This is a genomic window from Enterococcus sp. GC34, assembly GCF_040886645.1.
In the GTDB taxonomy this organism is placed as follows: Bacteria; Bacillota; Bacilli; order Lactobacillales; family Enterococcaceae; genus Enterococcus; species Enterococcus faecalis.
Genome location: NZ_JBFOEF010000002.1, coordinates 204,103 through 225,530, shown reverse-complemented (window position 1 = coordinate 225,530; position 21,428 = coordinate 204,103). Strand labels below are relative to the sequence as shown.

Genomic DNA, 21,428 nt, shown 5'->3' with positions numbered 1-21,428 from the left:
TCCTTTTCTTTTTTTAAAAATATTGTCTTTTAAACTGATTATTTATCGTTAATAGAAGCTAAACCTGGTAAAGTTTTGCCTTCTAATAATTCTAAACTTGCTCCGCCACCTGTTGAGATGTGAGAGAATTTGTTTTCGTAGCCTAATTGAATTGCTGCAGCAGCAGAGTCCCCGCCACCGATGATTGTTGTTGCGTCTTCTAAATTAGCAATCGCTTCACAAACACCAATTGTTCCTTTGGCAAAGTTACTCATTTCAAATACGCCCATTGGACCATTCCAAACAACTGTTTTCGCACCTTGTAATTCGTTAGCGAATAATTCAATTGTTTTTTCACCGATATCCAAGCCTTCTTCATCATCTGGGATTTCAGTTGAAGGAACCGTGTGGAAAGGAGCGTCATTGCTGAACTCTTTAGAGACAACTGTATCAACCGGTAAAACTAATTTGTCGCCAGCTTTTTCCATTAAGCTTTTCGCTAAGTCCACTTTATCTTCTTCAAGTAAAGATAAACCAACACTATAGCCTTGTGCTTTCATGAATGTGTAAGCCATACCGCCACCGATTAAAATTTTGTCGGCTTTTTCAATTAGGTTTTCAATGACAGCGATTTTGTCAGAAACTTTTGCGCCACCCAAGATTGCTACGAATGGACGTTTTGGATTTTCAACAGCTTCGCCGATGAATTTAATTTCTTTTTCCATTAAGAAACCAGCAACTGTTGGGATACCAGTTGAAGCAATTCCAACGTTTGAGGCATGTGCACGGTGTGCAGTACCAAAAGCATCATTGACAAATACATCGCCTAAAGAAGCCCAGTATTTACCCAATTCAGCGTCATTGCCGCTTTCTTTTTTGCCGTCAACATCTTCAAAACGAGTGTTTTCAAATACTAAAACGTCGCCGTCTTTCATATTGTTAACAGCGTCTTCTAATTCTTTACCACGTGTTTCTGGAACAAAAGTAACTGGTTGACCTAGTAATTCGCTTAAACGTTCAGCCACTGGTTTTAATGATTTGCCAGCTTTGTCTTCTTCTGTTTTTACACGACCTAAATGAGAGAAAAGAATTGCTTTTCCGCCATTTTCAATCACGTATTTGATTGTTGGTAAAGCCGCTACGATACGATTATCGTTTGTGATCACGCCATCTTTTAACGGAACGTTAAAGTCAACACGGACAAGGACTTTTTTGTCTTTTAAATCTACATCTTTAATTGTCTTTTTAGCCATGAGTAGACCTCCTGTATTGTCAATTTTAGGATTTTTCTTTTTTAAAAAAAGAAAGCGGAGAAGCGCGTTGCTTCCCCGCTTATTATTTCACAATTGTTCAAATTTCACTAATGATAAGAATAAATCTTATAAGTTAGCGAAGTATTCTAAAGTACGAACTAATTGAGCAGTGTATGACATTTCGTTGTCATACCAAGCAACAGTTTTAACTAATTGTTTGTCGCCAACTGTCATAACTTTTGTTTGAGTTGCATCGAATAATGAACCGTAAGTCATACCTACGATATCAGAAGAAACGATTTCGTCTGTGTTATAACCATAAGATTCGTTAGCAGCTTTTTCCATTACTGCATTCACTTCATCAACAGTAACTTCTTTGTCTAATACAGTAACTAATTCAGTTAATGAACCAGTAGCTACAGGAACACGTTGAGCAGCGCCATCTAATTTACCGTTCAATTCTGGGATTACTAAGCCGATTGCTTTAGCAGCACCAGTTGAGTTAGGTACGATGTTTGCAGCAGCAGCGCGCGCACGACGGAAGTCGCCTTTAGGATGTGGTCCGTCTAATGTCATTTGGTCACCTGTGTAAGCGTGGATAGTTGTCATTAAACCTTCAACAACACCAAAGTTGTCATGTAAAGCTTTAGCCATTGGAGCTAAGCAGTTTGTAGTACAAGAAGCGCCTGAAATTACAGTTTCTTCTCCAGTTAATGTTTCATGGTTTGTGTTGTAAACGATTGTTGGTACATCGTTACCACCAGGAGCTGAAATAACTACACGTTTTGCACCAGCAGTTAAATGTTTTTCAGCAGCTTCTTTAGAAGTAAAGAAACCAGTACATTCTAAAACGATGTCTACGCCTAATTCGCCCCATGGTAATTCTTCAGGGTTACGGTTAGCTAAAACTTTGATTTCTTTGCCGTTAACGTTGAATGAACCTTCGTGAACTTCAACTGTACCGTTGAAACGGCCTTGAGTTGTGTCATATTTTAACAAGTGTGCTAACATTTTAGCATCTGTTAAGTCGTTGATTGCAACTACTTCGATTCCTTCTACATCTTGGATACGACGGAAAGCTAAGCGTCCGATACGTCCAAATCCATTAATACCTACTTTAACTGTCATTAAAGATTTCCTCCTTATGAAAATCAAAAATTTTTTATTTTAAAGGGTTACCCCTTTTAAAATCTCGTTTGCGGCAGCTTCATCTGTGATGAGCCACGTTTGTTTTGGTGCATTTTTCATATATGCGCGAATGGCTTTGGCTTTCGTTTTGCCGCCCGCAATTGCGACGACATAAGGAATTTCTTGTAAGTTTTTTAATTGAAGGCCAATTCGTGGAATTTTATAGACCACTTTTCCTTCTTCATCAAAGAAATAACCAAACGATTCTGCCACGGCATTTTTTTGTTTGAGCATAACCATTTCGTCATCAGACATTTTTCGGCGTGCCGCCATGTGCAACGCTCGACCAATACTGTGCACCACACAGTTGGCATGACTAATTAACGTAAGAACTTCTTGAATCGAGGGTTCTTGTAATAAGCTATTATACGTTTCACGACTCAATTGTTCTGGGACATATAACGCCCGGTAGTTACCACCCGTTTTGTTGGCCATTACAGCACTAATTGAATTGGCTTGGACAGAAACTGCTTCACCAATCCCTCCTCTGGCTGGAACAAACAAATTATGACGTTTTTCAGTTTCTAGTGATCCCATATTTTCGGCCACCATGGCCATTGTTGTCCCACCCATAACCGCAATTGTATTCTCACCATTTGGTAAGAGTAAATTCAGCGTATTGGTTAAGACATCTCCAAAGTCCGAAAGAACTTTCTTTTGGATATCACTATCTCCTGCAACAACGATACAACGTTGAATGCCAAAGTACTGTGTCATTTCTTTTTCGATTTGGTGCATACCAAGCAATTGATTCATGACTAATTCTAAGCCTTGGTAGACTTCCAAACCGCGTTCTGTTAATGTCATCCCGCTTTTTGAAGGTTCAATCAGGTTGAGCTGCTTTAAAACATCTGTTTCTGTACGCAAGACTCGCTCTGTAATTCCCATCGTTTCTGATAAACTTCTACGTCCAATAGGTTGCATCCAATAAATATTGCGAAGAATTTGGAATCTTTCTTGTAATACATCGAGCATATCTGGAGCAACTGCTTCAATCATTTTAAATTCTTTTAACATGATGCGCTCCTTTTGTGGGTCGAAATATGTCCAAGTAAGACTGAAAACGACCTATGAACTTTAAAAAAATAGAATTGATGTTCGTTTTTCCTACTATTTATTCATAACAGTATTAAAAGTACTTATCAATTACACACTTAGTGTACCAGTTTTTTTGGGTCTTTTCAATAAAAATGATTCTTTTTTCATCGTTTTCTTTCAAATCCAAACAAAGCATTCGTTTGTGGGAAACAATAGCGACTTATTTCCGAATAATTAGATCTAATTAAACCAAAAGCAAAGGAATTCACGAACGTCTTTCAATTAACTTCTTGTTTAAATGGGAATTTCAGGTCCTCTCACAAAGCTTTTTTTACTTATTTTTCAAAAAAAGCAACGAAAGAATAGACACAGCCATTCTCTCGTTGCTTCATACCCTTTTATTTGTAATCTTCTTCGTAAAAACGTCCTAAAATTTTAACATTATCTGAGATGCTGACAAAGGCATTCGGATCACTTTCTTTCATGGCTGCTTCTAAACTTGGCAACTCAAAGCGTGTCACAATAGTTAGCAAAACAGTTTGGCGGTCGTGGCGATATGCCCCTTCCGCTTCATGAATAATTGTAATACCGCGGCGCATTTTCTTTTGAATCTCATCCACGACTCGATCTGGGTTTTTAGTGACAATCATAACTTGCATTTTCTTTTGCTTAGTATAAACAGCATCTGTGACCTTTCCACTTACAAAAATTGATAACGCACTGTAGAACATGTACTGCCAGCCAAATAAATAACCTGCAACGAAGACAATTAGTGCGTTAAAATAAATTGAAATCGAGCCAACGGAACGCCCCGTTTTTTTCCGAATGGTAATGCTTAGAATATCTAAGCCCCCAGAAGAAACCCCGTTTTTTAAGACAAAACCAATTCCTGATCCAGAAATCGCCCCACCAAAAATAGCACAGATAATTGGATCTTGGGTCATCACCGTTTGCGGAACAATATGCATAAATAATGAAGTTAAAGTCACGGTAATGAAAGTAAAAATTGTAAACTTCTTACCTATTTTTTTCCACGCAATAAAGAATAACGGCACGTTTAAAAGATACAATGTAATGGAGACAGGCACATTAAAACCGACAATTTTTGTTGAGAGGGTTGTTAAAATTTGTGCCAAGCCTGTTAAGCCACTGGAATAAATATTTCCTGGTTGATAGAAAAAGTTCATGGCAATTGATGCAAGAATAGCATAGACAATCGACACGGAAAATTTTGTTGTATAGTCATGAACTGGCAGTCCGTCATAAATTTTTTTCATAAATAATAGCCTCGTTTCAGGTTTTCAATAAATTACATTTCTTTTCATATTATACGTGGTTTACCGAGAGAAAAAAAGAGATTCCTATAATAATTACGGAAGATTCATCAAATGTTTATAGAAATGAAAAAAGAACGAAATCTTAACGATTTCGTTCTTGAGTTGTTTCATAATGGGCTCTTGGTCCACCAATATATTTAGGACGAGAATATAATGCTGTAACATGGGCCGCACCTAACGTTCGAATGCTCAAGCGAAGAGGAACTTGCACATGTTTTACATGCATACCGATAGATGTATCGCCAATGTCAATCCCTGCTTGAGCAACAATATGCTCCACTTCCACAGGTTCATCAAATTTTTCAAAGGCAGCCACTGAACAAGAACCGCCAGCATGTAATTGCGGTACTACAGAGACAATTTCAAAGCCTTTTTCTTCAGCCACACGACGTTCCATCGCTAAAGCACGATTAATATGTTCGCATCCTTGGACAGCCAAAGAGATGCCTTTTTTGTCTAATTGTTCAATTAAGGTTGAGACAATCCATTGTCCTACTTCGGCACTGGAATTTTTACCAATGACGCCACCTACTACCTCACTGGTGGTACAACCCAAAACGAATAGGTCCCCTTTTTTTAAATTCCCTGCTGTAATGACTTCTTCTGTAATTGTCACTAACTGTTCTTTTAACATTTTTTCATCGATAGTCATTTGTTCATCCTTCTTTCTTCTAAACGACCATTTTTTGGTAACACACGTTTTAATGTTTGACTAAGGGGCAATGCTACAATCACCCCAAATAAGGATTGAATGATATTCCCTGGTAAAGAGGCAATCCCCGCACCCACGCCATAAAGCCAGCTAGTCGCTAAAGCATACCCGCTAATCATGAGGAGACTAGCTAAAAGTAATCCTAGCGTTTGCATCTTTTTATTTTTATTAAAGAAGTGCCCTGCTAACCAACCTTGTCCGCCATGAATCAATAACGAAAAAACGAACCATTGTGGATAGCCTGACAATAAATCAATTAAACCACCGCTTAAAGCTCCGACTGTCAAGCCACCAATCGGACCAAAAAGTAAACTAGCAATGTAAATCCCTGCATCCGCCAATGTAACAAAGCCATTTGTTGCTGGGACGGGGATAATAAAGACCATTGACACAGCCACTGTTAAAGCGGTAATTACTGCATATAGACTAATTTTTCTTGTCATTATCCGCCACACCTCCTGCTAGTAATCCTTCATGCCACACACTTCCAAAAGCTGCATTTAGCTGGACCCCAGAAACAATGGCTTCATGAACGTATGTTTTTGCTAAATCAACTGCTTCAATTAACGGATATCCTTTAACTAAATTCGCACCAATTGCAGAGGCAAATGAACAACCAGCGCCATCAATGGTGTGGGCCATTACTTTTTCTTTGACCAATTGAATATGTTGTTGTCCATCATAAAAAAAGTCACGTGCTTCTTGGCCAAGCCAACGATTACCACCTTTAATCACCACCGTTGCCGCTCCTAAAGAGTTTAACTCTTCCGCCGCTTGTTGGACTTCTTCAACGGTTGTTAATTTTCTGCCAATGAGTAATTCTGCTTCTTTTAAATTAGGCGTTATAATCGTTGCGAATGGAAAAAGTTTTTCAATCAATAACTGCATGTATCTTTTTTCATAAACTGAAGTCGTTTCTTTAAAAGCCAAGACAGGATCCAACACCACCGGCAGACCTGCGTGCTTTTTCAAAAAGGTTGCAATTTGTAACATACTTTCTTCACTGTGAATCAAGCCAATCTTGATGCCGTCTAAACTCCCGGCAGGTATGGAAGCGAGTTGCTCTTTCACCAAAGAAGTCTCAAGGTCATGAATCTGAAAATGATTCTTAGGGGCTGTAGCAAGGCAAGTTAAAGTTGATAAGCCAAAGACTTGATGATTTTCAAACGTTTTTAAATCTGTTTGAATCCCGCCACCTGAAAAAGGATCGGAACCGCCAATTGTTAAAATTATTTTTGTCATTTGTTTCGCTCCTTTATGCACTCAGTTATCATACAAAGTTTTCTAAAAAGAAAAAACAGCCAATTGGCAGATTTTTAGCTCAGCCACTTTTTAAGTCTTTCGTTATCTTTTTCCTTCCCAAAGAAAGAGTGACCTCATCCGTCAATGAAGTCACTCTTTCTTTGGATTTAACATTTATTCGTCAATGGCTGTTACATCAATGTTTAATTCAAACAATTGTAATGGAGAAACTAAACTTGGTGCGTTGTTCATTGGGTCAATTGCTTTCCCGTTTTTAGGGAAGGCAATCACTTCACGAATATTTTCTTCCCCAGCCAATAGCATTGCTAAGCGGTCTAGCCCTAAAGCAATCCCTCCATGTGGCGGGAAGCCATAATCTAATGCGTCTAGCAAGAAACCAAATTGGTCTTGTGCTTCTTCTTTTGTAAAACCTAACGTTTCAAACATTTTTTCTTGTAATTCTTGTGTATGAATCCGTAATGAGCCGCCACCTAATTCGTAGCCGTTTAAGACAACATCGTAAGCTTCCGCATACACAGAGGCTGGGTCTGTTGCTAAGCGGTCCACATCCTCTGCTTTTGGTTGTGTAAATGGATGATGAGCAGAAACATAGCGACCAGCTTCTTCATCATATTCAAACAACGGCCAATCCACAATCCACAAGAAATTGAATTTCGATTCATCAATTAAACCTAATTCTTTACCTAAACGTGTACGTACCGCACCTAAAGCAGCGGCTACGATTTCAGGTTTATCGGCACCAAACATTAAAATATCACCGACTTCTGCATTGGTAGCAGCAATTAATTCATCACTAACTTCTGTTAAGAATTTAGCAATCGGTCCTTTTAAGCCATCTTCTTCAACTTTTAACCAAGCTAAGCCTTTTGCACCAAATTGACTCACATACTTACCTAAGTTATCCATATCTTTACGAGAATACTTATCTGCGGCGCCTTTTGCATTTAAAGCCTTCACATGTCCGCCATTTTCCAACGCTGCTTGGAAAACTTTGAAGTCTACGTCTTTCACTACATCTGCAACATCAATTAATTCCATAGCAAAACGAGTGTCGGGTTTATCGCTACCATAGCGTGCCATCGCTTCGTCATAGCTCATTCGTGGAAACGGAACAGAAATCTCAATTCCTTTTGTCTCTTTCATCACTTCAGCCAACATATTTTCTGTATATGTTTGAATTTCTTCTGGTGTTAAAAAGGTCGTTTCGATATCGATTTGTGTAAATTCTGGCTGACGGTCGCCTCGTAAATCTTCATCACGGAAACAACGAACGATTTGGTAATAGCGATCGAAGCCTGCCCCCATTAATAATTGTTTAAAGAGTTGTGGTGATTGTGGTAAAGCATAAAAATGACCGGCATGGACACGAGAAGGAACCAAATAATCGCGAGCGCCTTCTGGTGTTGATTTGCCTAAATAAGGAGTTTCAATGTCTAAAAAGTCATGATTATCTAAATAGTGACGGATTGTTTTCGTTACTTGGTGACGTAATTTAATGTTGTTTGTCATTGATGGACGACGTAAATCTAAATAACGATATTTCATGCGCAATTCGTCATTAACGTTATTGTCATCTTCAATGGTAAATGGCGTTGTTTTCGCAGTATTTAAAATCGTAATGTCAGTCGCCATCACTTCAAACTCGCCAGTTTTCATTTTGGGATTAATCGCTTCTTTATCACGATAAACGACTTGACCTTTAACTTCGATGACGTATTCACTACGACATTTATCAGCAATTTCCCATGCTTCTTTTGACTTTTCTGGGTTAAAGACCACTTGGACGATTCCTTCACGGTCACGTAAATCAATAAAGATAACGCCTCCTAAGTCACGACGTTTTTGAACCCATCCTTTTAATACAACTTCTTTTTCAATAAATTCGGCAGATACATTGCCGCAATAGGTTGTGCGTTTTGCCATTTCTCAATCTCTCCTTTTTATTCTTCAATCATTTTTGTCATCATTTCGTCATACACTTCATCAAATGAATCATGAATAGCACTTAACGGGAAGGCTTTTTCTTCGCGTGTTGCCATTGATTTTACGTTGACAATGCCTTCATTCAATTCATTTTCACCGATTGTTAAAACTAATTTTGCTTGTAATTTATCGGCCGTTTTAAATTGCGCTTTTGGTTTGCGATTCATATAATCACGATCAGCTGAGAAACCAAAGTTACGAATGCTTTGAACAAGTTGCAAAGCTGCGACGTTGGTTTCTGAACCAATGCCAACCACATATGCGTCTAATTCAGATAACGCTGGAATCACAACTTCTTCAGCTTCCATTGTTAACAACACTCGCTCAATGCCCATACCAAAACCAAAACCTGGTGTGTCTGGGCCGCCTAATTCTTCAACTAAACCATTGTATCGGCCTCCTGCACAAATAGTTGATTGCGCACCCATTTTAGGCGTTTCACTCATAATCTCAAAAATTGTGTGTGTGTAATAATCCAGTCCGCGAACCATATTACTATCAATTTCATAAGGAATTTCTAGTAAATCTAACATATCAGTTACTGCTTCAAAATGTGCTTTAGATGGTTCATTTAAATAATCTAAAATGGAGGGTGCTTCTGCGACAATCACCTTGTCTTTTTTATCTTTGCTGTCTAACACCCGCAATGGATTTTCATGTAAGCGACGCTGTGAATCCTCGCTTAATTCTGCCATATGGGGCTCTAAATAATCGATTAATGCTTGACGGTACGTAGCACGTGTTTCTTTATCCCCCAAGGAATTAATAACTAATTTGATTTGTTGGATGCCTAATTGTTTGAAGAAGTCCAAAGCCATAGCCATGATTTCAACATCCAATGCTGGGTTTTCACTACCAAATGCTTCCACACCAATTTGATGGAATTGACGCAAACGACCAGCTTGTGGGCGTTCATAGCGGAACATCGGCCCCATGTAATAGGTTTTATATGGTTTCGTATATTCTGGACCATATAATTTATTTTCAACGAAGGCCCGAACAATTGGCGCTGTCCCCTCAGGACGTAGCGTCACGTGACGGTCTCCTTTATCATAAAAATCATACATTTCTTTTGAAACAATATCTGTAGTATCGCCAACACTGCGAGATATCACTTCATAATGTTCAAAAATCGGGGTTCTGATTTCTTGGTATTGATAATCTTTAAAAATCAAACGAGCTGTTTCTTCCACAAATTGCCATTTTTCAGAAGTTCCTGGCAAAATATCGTTTGTTCCTTTTGGTTTTTGATAACTCATTGTCTTTCTCTCCTTCTATCATTCCACAAAAATGTGTGCGCCATTTTCTTTTTTCTAAAAATGAAAAAAGCCCTTGTATGTTGAACATACAAGGGCGTAAAAGTCTCTTTTACACGGTACCACCTAGTTTTGAAAGATTTTACTCTTTCCTCAACGATTAACGCTCGTAACGGGACGGCTTTTCTTCCGTCCATCTCCAGAATGTCTTTCACTTTCACTGTTGAAGTTGCTCTCAGCCACGGCAACTCTCTCTTCGCAGACAGATGAAACTTACTCGTTCCTTCGTAGATTTTTAATATTATCTATAAACTACTAAAGTTCTCTTAGAAAGTCAAGGGGTTCCGACAGGAAAATCAATTATTTTTCTCGTGTATCAATCACAATGGTCACTGGACCATCATTGGTCAACGACACTTGCATATCCGCGCCAAATTCTCCTGTGGCTACCGCTATTCCTTCTGCTTCTAATTGTTGATTAAATAATTCATACAAAGGAATCGCCACATCTGGACGAGCCGCTTCAATAAAACTGGGACGATTGCCTTTTTTAGTTTTTGCATAGAGGGTAAATTGAGAGATACTCAGAATTGATCCTTCAATCTCTTGAATGCTGCGATTCATTTTTCCTTCGTCATCTTCAAAAACACGTAATTTACTAATTTTGCCAACAACATAAGCCACATCTTCTGGCGTGTCTTCTTGATGAATGCCCACCAGCACCATGAAGCCTTGTTTGATTTGTCCCACTATCTGCTCTTCTATCGCAACTTGTGCTTGACTGACTCTTTGAATAACTACTTTCATCTTTTTTGCCTCACTTTTAACACTTACCCATTGGTTCGACGAACACTATAAACATCTGGTACACTTTTAATTTTGTCAACGATGGTTTTTAAATGAGAAAGGTTTTGAATTTTCACAGTAACATGAATCTGGGCCATCTTATCTTTGGATGGACGAGCTTCAACGCCGACTAAATTTTTTGTCATCGAACTAATGACTTGTAAAACATCACTTAGTAAGCCACTACGATCATAGCCGTAAATCTCCAAATCGGCAGCGTATTCTTTGCGACTGTGCTCGGTATCTTCCCACTCAACTTCAATTAGACGTTGTGCTAATTCTTCTTGATGTTGTACGTTAGGACAGTCCGCACGATGAATTGAAACGCCCCGTCCTTTGGTAATGTAACCAACGATTTCATCACCAGGCACTGGATTACAACAGCGGCTTAAACGAATCAATAGGTTGCCCACCCCTTGAATCACGATGCCGCCTTCATGACGAACTTTCATTTTTTCTGATTCTTTTTTAGCTGGCTGATTTAACAACTCTTCTGCTTCTTGACGTTGGCGTTCCAACTCTTGTTCGCGGCGTTCTTTTTCTGTTAAACGATTGCACACTACTTGCGCACTTACTTCGCCATAACCTACTGCCGCAAATAAATCATCTTCCGTTTGAAATTTAAATTTATCTAACACTTCCGCCATTTTATTCTTCGTTAAAAATTCTTTTGGTGTAAAGCCGATTTCTGTCATGTATTTAATGACAGCATCATGCCCTTTAATAATATTATCTTCACGGTCTTGTTCTTTAAAGAAACGTTTGATTTTATTTTTAGCTTTACTTGTTTTAACCATTTTCAACCAGTCGCGACTAGGTCCGAAAGAATTCGGTGATGTTAGGACTTCAATAATATCCCCATTTTTTAGGACATAGTCTAACTGTACCATTTTGCCGTTGACCTTCGCACCGGTTGTTTTATTCCCAATTTCAGTATGAATGCTGTAGGCAAAATCTAGTGGTCCGGAGCCTTTTGGCAGTTCGGTTACATCTCCGCTTGGCGTAAAGACATAGACTTTGTCGCTAAAAATGTCTTCTTTCACACCTTGCATAAATTCAGAAGCATCATAGCTTTCATCTTGTAATTCAATAATTTCATGGAACCAATCGACTTGCTTCGTCAGTTCATCTGTTTCAATTTTTTCCGCTTTGCCTTCTTTATAGGCCCAGTGAGCCGCCACCCCAAATTCGGCGATTTGGTGCATCTCATGGGTCCGAATTTGGACCTCTACTGGATTCCCTTTTGGCCCAATAACTGTCGTATGGATAGATTGATACATATTCGCTTTTGGCATAGCAATATAATCTTTAAAGCGACCTGGCATTGGTGTCCAACGTGTATGAATCGCCCCTAACACGGCATAGCAATCTTTAATGGAATCGACAATAACACGAATCGCTAATAAGTCATAGATTTCATTAAACTGTTTCTTTTGGTCCTTCATTTTACGATAGATTGAATAAATATGTTTTGGTCGACCATATATTTCTGCGTAAATTTCTAAATCTTCCGTAGCTAAACGAATATCTTCGACTGCTTCTGCCACATAAGCTTCACGTTCATCGCGTTTGCTTTGCATCAAATTAACAATTCGATAGTATTGGTTGGGGTTAATATAACGTAAGGCCGTATCTTCTAATTCCCATTTAATTCGACTAATCCCTAAGCGATGTGCTAAAGGCGCATAAATTTCTAAAGTTTCTTGTGCAATCCGTCGTTGCTTATCTTCACGTAAATGTTTTAATGTGCGCATATTGTGCAAACGATCGGCTAGTTTCACCATAATAACCCGTAAATCTTGCGCCATTGCCAATAACATTTTTCGATGATTTTCAGCTAATTGTTCTTCATGAGATTTATATTTAATTTTTCCTAGTTTCGTTACGCCATCGACTAACATTGCGATGTCTTCGCCAAATTCTTCTTTTAAATCGTCCAGTGTTACGTCCGTATCTTCGACAACATCATGTAAAAATCCTGTTGCTACAGTATGGGGATCCATATGTAATTCAGCCAGAATGCCTGCCACTTGAATCGGATGGATGATGTAAGGTTCACCTGATTGTCGGACTTGACCTTCGTGTGCTTTTTCAGCATAAGTTAATGCTTTTTGAACCAACTCAACATGTTCTGGTCCCATATAGGTACTTACAATTTTGATGACCGCTGGGCCTGTCAGTATTTCTTCTTTTGGCATGGTATTCACTCCTCTATGAAGGTGACCTTTGGATAAAGAACACTTCGTTCACGTTTTATCTATTTTAATAAAAAAGAAAAGTACCACTTGAAACAGTAGCACTTTCAACAACTCTATTATACTAAATTTCCCTTAAATTTCAATCACTGTCGCTTTTTTACTCTCTGTTTATTCAAAGAGAATGCCTACAAGAATTTTACAGGCGGGCTTTCGTTTAATTTAAAAGTTCCATTTGGTAGCTAACTGCACTTAAAAGATACAATGGTGCTGTTTCTGCTCGTAAAATTCTCGGACCCAACCCGCAAAGTTTCGCCCCAGCCTGCAGAAATTGTTCAATTTCTTGCGGTGCAAAGCCACCTTCAGGTCCAAAGAGCACACACAAACGTGCGCCTGGCTGGCAAGTGGATAATACTTGTGCTAATTGACTTTTTTCTCCTTGTTTTGCTGATTCTTCATACGCAACCAAGACTGTGTCATATGAGTCAAATTGCGCAATGATTTCTTGTGTTTTTTCCACCAAAGAAACATTTGGTGTCTGCTGCCGATGCGATTGCTCCGCCGCTTCTGTGGCAATTTTTTGTAATCTTTTTTCTTTGGCTGCTCTTTTTTTGTGGTCCCATTTGACAACGGAAGTTTTCGCAGGAAAGCCGATAAACTGATTGCCACCTAGCTCCGTGCCTTTTTGAACAATCCATTCTAACTTGTCCCCTTTTGGTAACCCACACGCAATCGTCACTTCAATTGGCAATTCTTTGTCCATTTCTTCTTTACTAATTTCTTTAAAGTAAACAGATGTTGAATCAATTTCCACAATCTCAGCTAAAATGGCAGTTTTATTTTGAAATACTAAATAACAACGATCATTCGGCGTCATCCGCATAACTCGCACAATATGATGATAGTTTTCATCTGCGACTTTATACAAATCTTTTTCTTGATAATCTTCTTTCATGAAATACCGTTGCATTTTACTCTTCCTCTGGTTTCTTCAAGATAATCGCATACCAATCGCCTTGATTAAAGAGTTGGTCCACCACAAAACCGACTTTCGTTAGTGCTTCTAAAACCATCGCTTTTTTATCTTCAATAATTCCAGAAATAATGAAGGTACCGTCTTGTTTTAGCAAGCGCCAAGCATCTTCAATCATTAACACAATAATATCTGCCAAAATATTTGCGACGATTACATCAGCAGAATGGTCAATCCCTTTTAATAAATCATTGGCTGACACATGAACATCGGCCGCAATGGGATTTAAATCCATATTTTCTTTTGCCGCTGCAACTGCTACTTCATCTAAATCATATGCGTAGACGTCTTTAGCCCCTAAATAGCGACTTGCAATACTCAAAACACCAGAGCCCGTTCCTACATCTAGAACTGTTTCGCCACCACGTAAAACAGTTTCTAAAGCTTGCAAGGTTAAACGAGTCGTTGGATGCGTGCCTGTACCGAAAGCCATACCCGGATCCAATGTGATAATTTTTTCTGCTTCATCTTGCGCGTGATAGGCTTCCCAACTTGGCACAATCGTTAAGAATCGTGTGACACGGACAGGATGATAATATTTTTTCCAAGCAGTTGCCCAGTCGCTTTCTGCTACTTCACTAATTGTCATTTCGTTTTTACCAATGGATAAGCCGTACTCAGGCAAGCGTAAAATATTTTCTTTCATAAATGGTAAAATTTCTGGTAAGAAGGTTGTTTCAGGAAAATAAGCCATCACAATCGCCCCTGCTTTAATGTGGGTGAATTGCTCTTTATCTAAAATTTCCCCATACAGATCACTTTCAAAATTTTCAATGTCCAACGCATCTTCAATGGCCACGCCACTTGCGCCAGCTTCCATCATAATGTTTGAAATTGCTTCAACTGCTTCGCTAGCCGTTTCTACTTTTACTTCTGTCCACTTCATGTTCTCACCTCTAAATTAATAACTTGGATACGCAATCCATTGTTCTTTTTCTGTTTCTGCCACTTTTTTAATCATCGCTTCAAAATCTGCTGACTCCCAATGCAATTCAAAAACTTCCGCTGTTTCATCTGATAAAAAGTCTAACAAATCACTTTGTCCTTCATCTAAAACCACTTTTAAATAGTGAATGAATCCGTCTAAAACTGCTTTGCGTAGCCCTTTTTTTCCTTCATAAGGAATTGTGACTAAATACTCTTCGTCATCAACGACTGACTTTTGCGGATTGTAAAATAACAAACCATCTTCAAATTCAATGAATTCTTCTTCTGAAAGCGTACCATCAACATCATCAATCGCCACTTGTTCATTGTTTTCTGCATATAAACGAACAATGACTTCGATGGTATGGTTTTTGCGATCCCAATCAAGGCCTACTTCGTAATCTGCTAAGTGTTTTTCAAGTTGTTCCTCTAAGTATGTGAGCATTGTTGCTTTTTTCATTTTCTTCATCCTTCCAGCCAAAATCTATTTGGTCTACTGCTGTTCTTTTTTGTTTAGAAATATATGGATTGCCAGCCACGACGTATCTTAAAGGCAACTCTGTCCAACGACCTTTATTGGGAATCCCAATTCGTGGTAGTGCCTCAATTTTTTTCGGAAATTTTCGTTTTTCTGGCACGAGCCGTAACGAACTAGAAAAAATCGACTGCCCATATAATTGCTTATCAATTTCTAAGGCTGCAACTAATTTACCTGGTCCATTGGTCAATTCCACGCCTTGACGTCCTTGGCGATTTTCAATCATTTTGTCAACACCTTCAACAGGTTCAATCGCACGGATCATCACCCCTTGTGGTTTGCCTTGTTCTTGTGTCACCATATTTAAAATTAAATGCGTGTGCATAGTATATAAATAAATCGTGCCTGGTTTGTCATACATGGCTTGTAAGCGTGGCGTTTTTCTCAAGCCAAAGCTATGGGCCGCCTCATCATCAGGACCTAAATAAGCTTCTGCATCCACAATGTACCCACCTAAAACGCCTGTTGCTGTTTCGTGCTCTAAATACATCCCTAACAAGTATTGTGCCACTTCTTCAGTTGTTTTTGTGTTAAAGATATTTATCGTTTCTTTCATTTCTTTCACCACTCCCTATCATACACGAAACCTTCCGCTATATCCATCTAAAACCCAAAAAACCACCAAAAAGCGAATGTACGTTCTTTATGTTATAATAAGATGATTATGAAAAAGGAGGTCCTTTTATGCAACAACCTTTAGCCTATCGAATGCGACCTCGTCACTTAGACGAAGTAGTTGGTCAACAACATTTAGTCGGCCCTGGTAAAATTATTCGTCGGATGGTCGAAGCCAAAATGCTTTCATCGATGATTCTTTATGGGCCGCCTGGTACTGGTAAAACCAGTATTGCCAGCGCAATCGCTGGTTCAACAAATTATGCCTTTCGCATGTTGAACGCGGCCACAGACACCAAAAAAGATTTACAAATCGTTGCTGAAGAAGCCAAAATGAGTGGCACAGTGATTTTACTGCTTGATGAAATTCACCGATTAGATAAAACAAAACAAGATTTTTTGCTCCCTCATTTAGAAAACGGACGAATTATTATGATTGGAGCCACTACCGAAAATCCATATATCACAATTAATCCTGCGATTCGTAGTCGCACGCAAATTTTTGAAGTAAAGCCTTTAACAGAAACAGACATTCAGCAAGCGATTCAAGAAGCCTTAACCGATAGCACACGTGGCTTAGGCGATTATCCCGTCCACTTAGAAGAAAAAGCATTACAACATTTGACACGCGCAACGAACGGTGACTTACGTAGTGCGCTAAATGGACTAGAATTAGCTGTTAAATCAACATCCAAAAATGAACAAGGCGAAATTAAGATCACCTTACCGATTATTGAAGAGTGCGTGCAACGAAAAGCCTTAACCCATGATAAAGATGGCGATGCCCATTATGACGTGATTTCCGCTTTCCAAAAGTCGATCCGAGGAAGCGATGTAGATGCTGCACTTCATTATTTGGGTCGCTTAGTTGAAGCAGGTGATTTACCGATTATTTGTCGTCGTTTAATGGTCATTGCTTACGAGGATATCGGTCTTGGGAATCCTGCGGCCGCCGCTCGGACAGTCACCGCTGTTCAAGCCGCCGAAAAGCTAGGGTTTCCAGAAGCTAGGATTCCTCTAGCTAGTGTCGTCATTGATTTATGTTTATCGCCAAAATCAAATTCTGCAGTCACAGCGATTGATGCTGCTTTGGCAGATATTCGACAAGGCTCTGTGGGAGACGTTCCTGATCATTTGCGTGATGCCCACTATGCTGGAGCCAAAGAATTAAACCGTGGTATTGGTTATCAATACCCACATAATTTTGAAAACGGTTGGGTCAATCAGCAATACTTACCTGACAAATTAAAAGAGGCACGTTATTACGAGCCGATTGATATTGGTAAATATGAACAAGCCTTACATCAGCAACTCAAGCGTATCCAAGAATGGAAACAGAAAAAATAACAAAATAATACGCTTTCAAAAAAAGAAACAATCTCGTTGCCGATTTTGAGAGAGTATGCTATTATAAAGATGGTAAATCTGTGATGTACGCGTTGTCCTTTCACTGTGTTGACCGAACATTTTTATTGATATCTAGGGATCCTGCTTGTATCAAAGTTGGTAACATGCCTTTTCTTTTGGTAGTTCAATACTGCGATCGAGGAACCCACCTGCTTATCTTGCGGGTTCAATACTCTAGGACGATTACCGGCATCGACGGATTTTACCATTTTTATGAAGATTTCTAAACAATTTGCTCTGGCAAGTTGTTTTTTTTTGGAGGACAAGATGATTCGTATACTCGTACTATTACTCGCCGTTGTCACAGGCGTAGCCAGTTATTATTTGATGAAGAAAAGTGCAGCTTTTTTACCACTCTTAAAAAAAGAAACTGCAACAGAAAGTCAACAGTTTATCGAACGTTTTGGGCGTTATTACTTGATTATCGCCATTCTAGGTGTTCTAGCGGCTATTTTTAATCGCCCGTTATTGTCAATTGGTTTTATCTTTTTTGTTTTATTACTTTCAACGTTGTTTAGTTTAACTTTTGCAAAAAAAATGTCATAAAAGACGATGAATTTAAAGAGCGTGGGACAAAAATCACTTTGGATTTTTGCTCCACGCTCAAAAACTGATAAACGGCGGGAACAGAAGCAACAACTTCTAAGAGCTAAAGCTCTAAGAGTTGAAGGTCCTTCGGAAATAAGCCGGAATTGTTGAGAATCACGAAGAACGTAGTGTTTCGATGATGAACAATACCTACTTGGTCTCCAAAAATTAAAGAACAATTTTCGGAAATCCCTTCTTATTGCTGAGAAACACTATTTGCAAAGCAAATAGATGTTAAACAGTACCTACTTGGTTCTCGGAGTTAAACGCTTCTATCCCGACCTCTTTTTTTACAAAAAAATGCCAATATTCAGAAAAAAAGAAGCGGTTTCAGTTTCTTTTTTTCTTTATTTGTTTTACAATTATTATAGAAACAATTAATGATTTTTTTTACGCTGAAAGGAGCGGTTATTATGTTACAACAATATCAAAAAATTATGATAGCAATCGATGGTTCTGACGAAGCAGACTTAGCCTTTAAAAAAGCGGTCAACGTCGCTAAACGAAACGATGCTGAATTACTATTAGCACATGTTGTTGATACGCGCTCTTTCCAATCAGTGTCCTCTTTTGATGGTGCGCTAGCAGAAGAAGCAATGTCAATGGCAAAAGAAACCTTAGACACCTACCAACAACAAGCGGTGGATATGGGACAAACAAAAGTCTCTAGCGTTCTAGCCTATGGTTCTCCTAAGAACATTATTGCCAAAGAATTACCAAAAGAATACAACATTGATTTAATTATGTTAGGAGCAACTGGATTAAATGCCGTTGAGCGTTTATTTATTGGCTCTGTCTCTGAATCAGTTATCCGTAACGCTAGTTGCGATGTTCTCGTTGTACGGACGGATTTAGACAACAAATTACCAAAAAATGAAGAAAAATAAAAAATAAAAAGAAACTGAGCCAACTATCACTTTTGATAGTTGGCTCAGTTTTTTTCTTATTTACCTATTAAGCACACCTTGTGAGAGCGTCTCACAAGGTGTGTTCGTTTAATTATTTTAGACGTTCTACGTCACGGGCAATCATTAACTCTTCGTCAGTTGGTACTAATAGAAGCTTGATTTTTGAATCATCAGTTGAGATAACTGCTTCTTCACCGTGTACATTATTTTTGTCATCATCGATTTCACAACCAAACCAAGTCATGCCATCAATAATATCTTTACGAACGCCAACTGCATTTTCACCGATTCCAGCAGTAAAGACAATCGCATCAACGCCATTCATAACAGTGACATAGCTACCAATGTATTTACGAATACGATCGATAAAAATGTTGTATGCTGTTTGAACTTCAGGTTTATCTAAGTTTGATTGAATATCGCGCATGTCGCTTGATAAACCATTTGTTAAACCTAATAAACCAGATTTTTTGTTTAAAATATCAACCATGTCTTGTACATCAGTCAAGCCAAGTTTTGTCATTAAATAAGGCAATAGTGACGCATCAACATCCCCTGAACGAGTCCCCATTGTAACGCCAGCAAGAGGAGTGAAGCCCATTGATGTATCGACTGATTTACCACCATCAACTGCAGTGATTGAAGCACCATTTCCTAAGTGACAAGTGATAATTTTTAAGTCTTCAATTGGACGACCTAACATTTCTGCAGCACGTTGAGAGACATAACGATGACTTGTTCCATGTGCCCCATATTTACGTGCAGCAAATTTTTCATAATATTCACGCGGTACACTATATAAATAGTTGTGTTCTGGCATTGTTGTGTGGAACGACGTATCAAAGACTGCCACGCTAATGATTTCTGGTAAGATATGTTTAAATGCTTTAATTCCCATTGCATTCGCTGGGTTGTGTAAAGGTGCTAATTCAGATAAAGCTTCAATTTTTTCTAATACTTCGTCTGTAATAACAACAGAATCTTTAAATTCTTCTCCACCAGCAACTACACGGTGACCAACCCCAGTAATTTCATCATAAGAACCTAAAATGTTTAAGTCGATTAATTGGTCTAGTAACATTTTTACTGCCACTTCATGGTTATCAATATCAACAATTACTTCATATTTTTGTCCTTCACCATATTTAATTGTGAAGATAGAATCTTTTAAGCCAATACGTTCAACGATTCCTTTAGCGATCACTTCTTCATTTGGCATTTGGTATAATTGCCATTTTAAACTTGAACTACCTGCATTAATTGCAATTGTTTTAGACATAATTTTCTCCTCTTCGTTACTATTTTATTTTAAATTTGAAGCTTTCCAAGCTTCAAATTGTTTAAAGAACTCCGTTACTTTATTGATATCTTTCAAAGAGGCAAGTTTTGCTAACAAAACTTCCTTCACTTGCTCAGCATCTGCACCCTTGTTTTGAACAAGCAAGATACTTTTACGTGATTGTTCTGACTTAAACAATTCATCAGGTAACTGTATCATTCCTTGTAAATAGACATTTTTTGTCAACCAATTTTTAAAGAATTCACTTTGTTCAGTCTCTAAAATATTGGTCGGGATTAAGAATAAGCCAAACCCTGCTGGCTTCACGTATTTCATAGCTTGCTCCATTAATAAATGATGCGCATAACTATGGCCTTCCTCAGCAGCAGCAGCAAATCCCTTTGCTCGCTCATCATTTGGATAATAGCCAATCGGCAAGTCACTTAATGCTAAATCAACTGGATCCAATAACAAATCTTGCAATCCGTCTTGATGGAACAACTGAATATTGGCTTGTGACCAAGCATTGTTCACAGAAGATACTGCCAAAAGTGTTTCATCAATATCCACACCATAACCAGAAACTTTGTAACCAGCTGTTTCAAGGTTCAGCAGAACCGTTAACAGTAAATTTCCCATTCCTGAAGCAAGATCTAAAATTTTTAATGGCTCTGATTTATTTGTTAATTGTTCTACTAAATAAACAAACAAAAAGCCAATACCGTCTGGCGTCAATTGATGATTTGCTTGAAGCTGCTCTTTTCTCGTTCCTTTTAACAAAAGTAATTGGGACAAGCGTCGCACATCTTCAGGAGCTAAATCAATATTTTTAATCGTATGATACAGCGTTTCTAATTGTTTCACTGTCTCTGGATTAGGTACTCCGTCAAGTACTCGTACTTGAAAATCATCTAAAATATTTTCACCATTTTCAATATACGCATCTAAAAAAGAAGTATCCAATGACTGTTGCAATAACTGGATTGCTTGTTCCATTGGCTCGAAAGCCTCTTCAATTTTTTCTGGGAACAAATTAGCACCTCTATTCTATTCAAAATGTAACAACTTCCATACCTGTTTTAT

At 38.5% G+C, this 21,428-nt stretch carries 21 protein-coding genes and 1 other RNA gene; 4 read left to right on the top strand and 18 right to left on the bottom strand.

The annotated features are described in order from the left end of the window. Positions 1-38 precede the first annotated feature (38 nt). From pgk to AB3I72_RS03350, 16 genes are all read right to left on the bottom strand, one after another. A complete protein-coding gene (gene pgk, locus AB3I72_RS03425) occupies positions 39-1,232 on the bottom strand; it encodes a phosphoglycerate kinase (RefSeq protein ID WP_002357094.1) in 1,194 nt (397 codons plus the stop codon). Positions 1,233-1,358: 126 nt separating this feature from the next. Next, positions 1,359-2,360 carry a type I glyceraldehyde-3-phosphate dehydrogenase gene (gap, locus tag AB3I72_RS03420; protein WP_002357093.1) on the bottom strand — a complete coding sequence of 334 codons (1,002 nt, stop codon included), beginning with the start codon at positions 2,358-2,360 and terminating at the stop codon, positions 1,359-1,361. Positions 2,361-2,399: 39 nt separating this feature from the next. Next, on the bottom strand, positions 2,400-3,437 hold the full coding sequence (locus AB3I72_RS03415) for a sugar-binding transcriptional regulator (RefSeq protein ID WP_002357092.1): 1,038 nt from the start codon (positions 3,435-3,437) through the stop codon (positions 2,400-2,402). Between the two features lie 419 nt (positions 3,438-3,856). Next, positions 3,857-4,735, bottom strand: a complete 879-nt coding sequence (locus tag AB3I72_RS03410; RefSeq protein WP_002357090.1) for a YitT family protein — start codon at positions 4,733-4,735, stop codon at positions 3,857-3,859. 142 nt (positions 4,736-4,877) lie between these two features. Beyond that, complete coding sequence (locus AB3I72_RS03405; protein WP_002364165.1) at positions 4,878-5,447, bottom strand: TIGR01440 family protein; 570 nt, start codon at positions 5,445-5,447, stop codon at positions 4,878-4,880. Next, the gene (locus tag AB3I72_RS03400) at positions 5,444-5,950 is read right to left on the bottom strand and encodes an ECF transporter S component (protein ID WP_002357086.1); all 507 of its coding nucleotides are present in this window, start codon (positions 5,948-5,950) and stop codon (positions 5,444-5,446) included. The genes AB3I72_RS03405 and AB3I72_RS03400 overlap by 4 nt, the downstream gene beginning before the upstream one ends. After that, entirely contained in the window at positions 5,934-6,770 is an 837-nt protein-coding gene (locus AB3I72_RS03395) for a bifunctional hydroxymethylpyrimidine kinase/phosphomethylpyrimidine kinase (protein WP_002394562.1), read from the bottom strand. Before AB3I72_RS03395 ends, AB3I72_RS03400 begins: the two co-directional genes overlap by 17 nt. 153 nt (positions 6,771-6,923) lie before the next feature. Further along, positions 6,924-8,693 (bottom strand): aspartate--tRNA ligase, encoded by a 1,770-nt coding sequence (gene aspS / locus AB3I72_RS03390; protein WP_368023571.1) that lies wholly within the window; start codon positions 8,691-8,693, stop codon positions 6,924-6,926. Positions 8,694-8,710: 17 nt separating this feature from the next. Further along, positions 8,711-10,012, bottom strand: coding sequence for a histidine--tRNA ligase (hisS, locus tag AB3I72_RS03385; RefSeq protein ID WP_368023569.1), 1,302 nt, complete (start codon positions 10,010-10,012; stop codon positions 8,711-8,713). Continuing rightward, the gene (locus AB3I72_RS03380; protein WP_002383130.1) at positions 10,009-10,230 is read right to left on the bottom strand and encodes a hypothetical protein; all 222 of its coding nucleotides are present in this window, start codon (positions 10,228-10,230) and stop codon (positions 10,009-10,011) included. The genes hisS and AB3I72_RS03380 overlap by 4 nt, the downstream gene beginning before the upstream one ends. A 139-nt stretch (positions 10,231-10,369) precedes the next feature. After that, positions 10,370-10,816 (bottom strand): D-aminoacyl-tRNA deacylase, encoded by a 447-nt coding sequence (dtd, locus tag AB3I72_RS03375; protein WP_002357080.1) that lies wholly within the window; start codon positions 10,814-10,816, stop codon positions 10,370-10,372. Positions 10,817-10,839: 23 nt separating this feature from the next. Continuing rightward, positions 10,840-13,053 carry a bifunctional (p)ppGpp synthetase/guanosine-3',5'-bis(diphosphate) 3'-pyrophosphohydrolase gene (locus tag AB3I72_RS03370; protein WP_368023568.1) on the bottom strand — a complete coding sequence of 738 codons (2,214 nt, stop codon included), beginning with the start codon at positions 13,051-13,053 and terminating at the stop codon, positions 10,840-10,842. Positions 13,054-13,267: 214 nt separating this feature from the next. After that, positions 13,268-14,020, bottom strand: coding sequence for a 16S rRNA (uracil(1498)-N(3))-methyltransferase (locus AB3I72_RS03365; protein ID WP_086280254.1), 753 nt, complete (start codon positions 14,018-14,020; stop codon positions 13,268-13,270). 1 nt (position 14,021) lies between these two features. After that, positions 14,022-14,969, bottom strand: a complete 948-nt coding sequence (prmA, locus tag AB3I72_RS03360; protein WP_368023566.1) for a 50S ribosomal protein L11 methyltransferase — start codon at positions 14,967-14,969, stop codon at positions 14,022-14,024. A gap of 15 nt (positions 14,970-14,984) precedes the next feature. Continuing rightward, positions 14,985-15,470 carry a DUF3013 family protein gene (locus tag AB3I72_RS03355; protein ID WP_368023565.1) on the bottom strand — a complete coding sequence of 162 codons (486 nt, stop codon included), beginning with the start codon at positions 15,468-15,470 and terminating at the stop codon, positions 14,985-14,987. Then, complete coding sequence (locus AB3I72_RS03350; RefSeq protein WP_244320059.1) at positions 15,427-16,104, bottom strand: DNA-3-methyladenine glycosylase; 678 nt, start codon at positions 16,102-16,104, stop codon at positions 15,427-15,429. The genes AB3I72_RS03355 and AB3I72_RS03350 overlap by 44 nt, the downstream gene beginning before the upstream one ends. Before the next feature lie 128 nt (positions 16,105-16,232). Between AB3I72_RS03350 and AB3I72_RS03345 the strand changes: the two genes are divergently transcribed. From AB3I72_RS03345 to AB3I72_RS03330, 4 genes are all read left to right on the top strand, one after another. Next, positions 16,233-17,510 (top strand): replication-associated recombination protein A, encoded by a 1,278-nt coding sequence (locus AB3I72_RS03345; RefSeq protein WP_368023564.1) that lies wholly within the window; start codon positions 16,233-16,235, stop codon positions 17,508-17,510. A gap of 72 nt (positions 17,511-17,582) precedes the next feature. Then, positions 17,583-17,776, top strand: a non-coding RNA gene (ssrS, locus tag AB3I72_RS03340) — 6S RNA. Positions 17,777-17,783: 7 nt separating this feature from the next. After that, entirely contained in the window at positions 17,784-18,116 is a 333-nt protein-coding gene (locus tag AB3I72_RS03335) for a hypothetical protein (protein ID WP_002357068.1), read from the top strand. A 455-nt stretch (positions 18,117-18,571) separates the two neighbouring features. After that, positions 18,572-19,045, top strand: a complete 474-nt coding sequence (locus tag AB3I72_RS03330; protein WP_002357065.1) for a universal stress protein — start codon at positions 18,572-18,574, stop codon at positions 19,043-19,045. A gap of 112 nt (positions 19,046-19,157) precedes the next feature. On the opposite strand, the gene AB3I72_RS03325 is transcribed toward AB3I72_RS03330, so the two are convergent. Beyond that, entirely contained in the window at positions 19,158-20,345 is a 1,188-nt protein-coding gene (locus tag AB3I72_RS03325; RefSeq protein ID WP_002357064.1) for an acetate/propionate family kinase, read from the bottom strand. Positions 20,346-20,369: 24 nt separating this feature from the next. Continuing rightward, positions 20,370-21,377, bottom strand: a complete 1,008-nt coding sequence (locus AB3I72_RS03320; protein WP_086280249.1) for a class I SAM-dependent methyltransferase — start codon at positions 21,375-21,377, stop codon at positions 20,370-20,372. Positions 21,378-21,428 lie beyond the last annotated feature (51 nt).

Coding starts and splice junctions, on each gene's coding strand:
- pgk (WP_002357094.1), bottom strand. CDS start 1,232: ATGGCTAAAAAGACAATTAAAGATGTAGATTTAAAAGACAAAAAAGTC.
- gap (WP_002357093.1), bottom strand. CDS start 2,360: ATGACAGTTAAAGTAGGTATTAATGGATTTGGACGTATCGGACGCTTA.
- AB3I72_RS03415 (WP_002357092.1), bottom strand. CDS start 3,437: ATGTTAAAAGAATTTAAAATGATTGAAGCAGTTGCTCCAGATATGCTC.
- AB3I72_RS03410 (WP_002357090.1), bottom strand. CDS start 4,735: ATGAAAAAAATTTATGACGGACTGCCAGTTCATGACTATACAACAAAA.
- AB3I72_RS03405 (WP_002364165.1), bottom strand. CDS start 5,447: ATGACTATCGATGAAAAAATGTTAAAAGAACAGTTAGTGACAATTACA.
- AB3I72_RS03400 (WP_002357086.1), bottom strand. CDS start 5,950: ATGACAAGAAAAATTAGTCTATATGCAGTAATTACCGCTTTAACAGTG.
- aspS (WP_368023571.1), bottom strand. CDS start 8,693: ATGGCAAAACGCACAACCTATTGCGGCAATGTATCTGCCGAATTTATT.
- hisS (WP_368023569.1), bottom strand. CDS start 10,012: ATGAGTTATCAAAAACCAAAAGGAACAAACGATATTTTGCCAGGAACT.
- dtd (WP_002357080.1), bottom strand. CDS start 10,816: ATGAAAGTAGTTATTCAAAGAGTCAGTCAAGCACAAGTTGCGATAGAA.
- AB3I72_RS03370 (WP_368023568.1), bottom strand. CDS start 13,053: ATGCCAAAAGAAGAAATACTGACAGGCCCAGCGGTCATCAAAATTGTA.
- AB3I72_RS03365 (WP_086280254.1), bottom strand. CDS start 14,020: ATGCAACGGTATTTCATGAAAGAAGATTATCAAGAAAAAGATTTGTAT.
- prmA (WP_368023566.1), bottom strand. CDS start 14,969: ATGAAGTGGACAGAAGTAAAAGTAGAAACGGCTAGCGAAGCAGTTGAA.
- AB3I72_RS03355 (WP_368023565.1), bottom strand. CDS start 15,470: ATGAAAAAAGCAACAATGCTCACATACTTAGAGGAACAACTTGAAAAA.
- AB3I72_RS03350 (WP_244320059.1), bottom strand. CDS start 16,104: ATGAAAGAAACGATAAATATCTTTAACACAAAAACAACTGAAGAAGTG.
- AB3I72_RS03345 (WP_368023564.1), top strand. CDS start 16,233: ATGCAACAACCTTTAGCCTATCGAATGCGACCTCGTCACTTAGACGAA.
- AB3I72_RS03335 (WP_002357068.1), top strand. CDS start 17,784: ATGAAGATTTCTAAACAATTTGCTCTGGCAAGTTGTTTTTTTTTGGAG.
- AB3I72_RS03330 (WP_002357065.1), top strand. CDS start 18,572: ATGTTACAACAATATCAAAAAATTATGATAGCAATCGATGGTTCTGAC.
- AB3I72_RS03325 (WP_002357064.1), bottom strand. CDS start 20,345: ATGTCTAAAACAATTGCAATTAATGCAGGTAGTTCAAGTTTAAAATGG.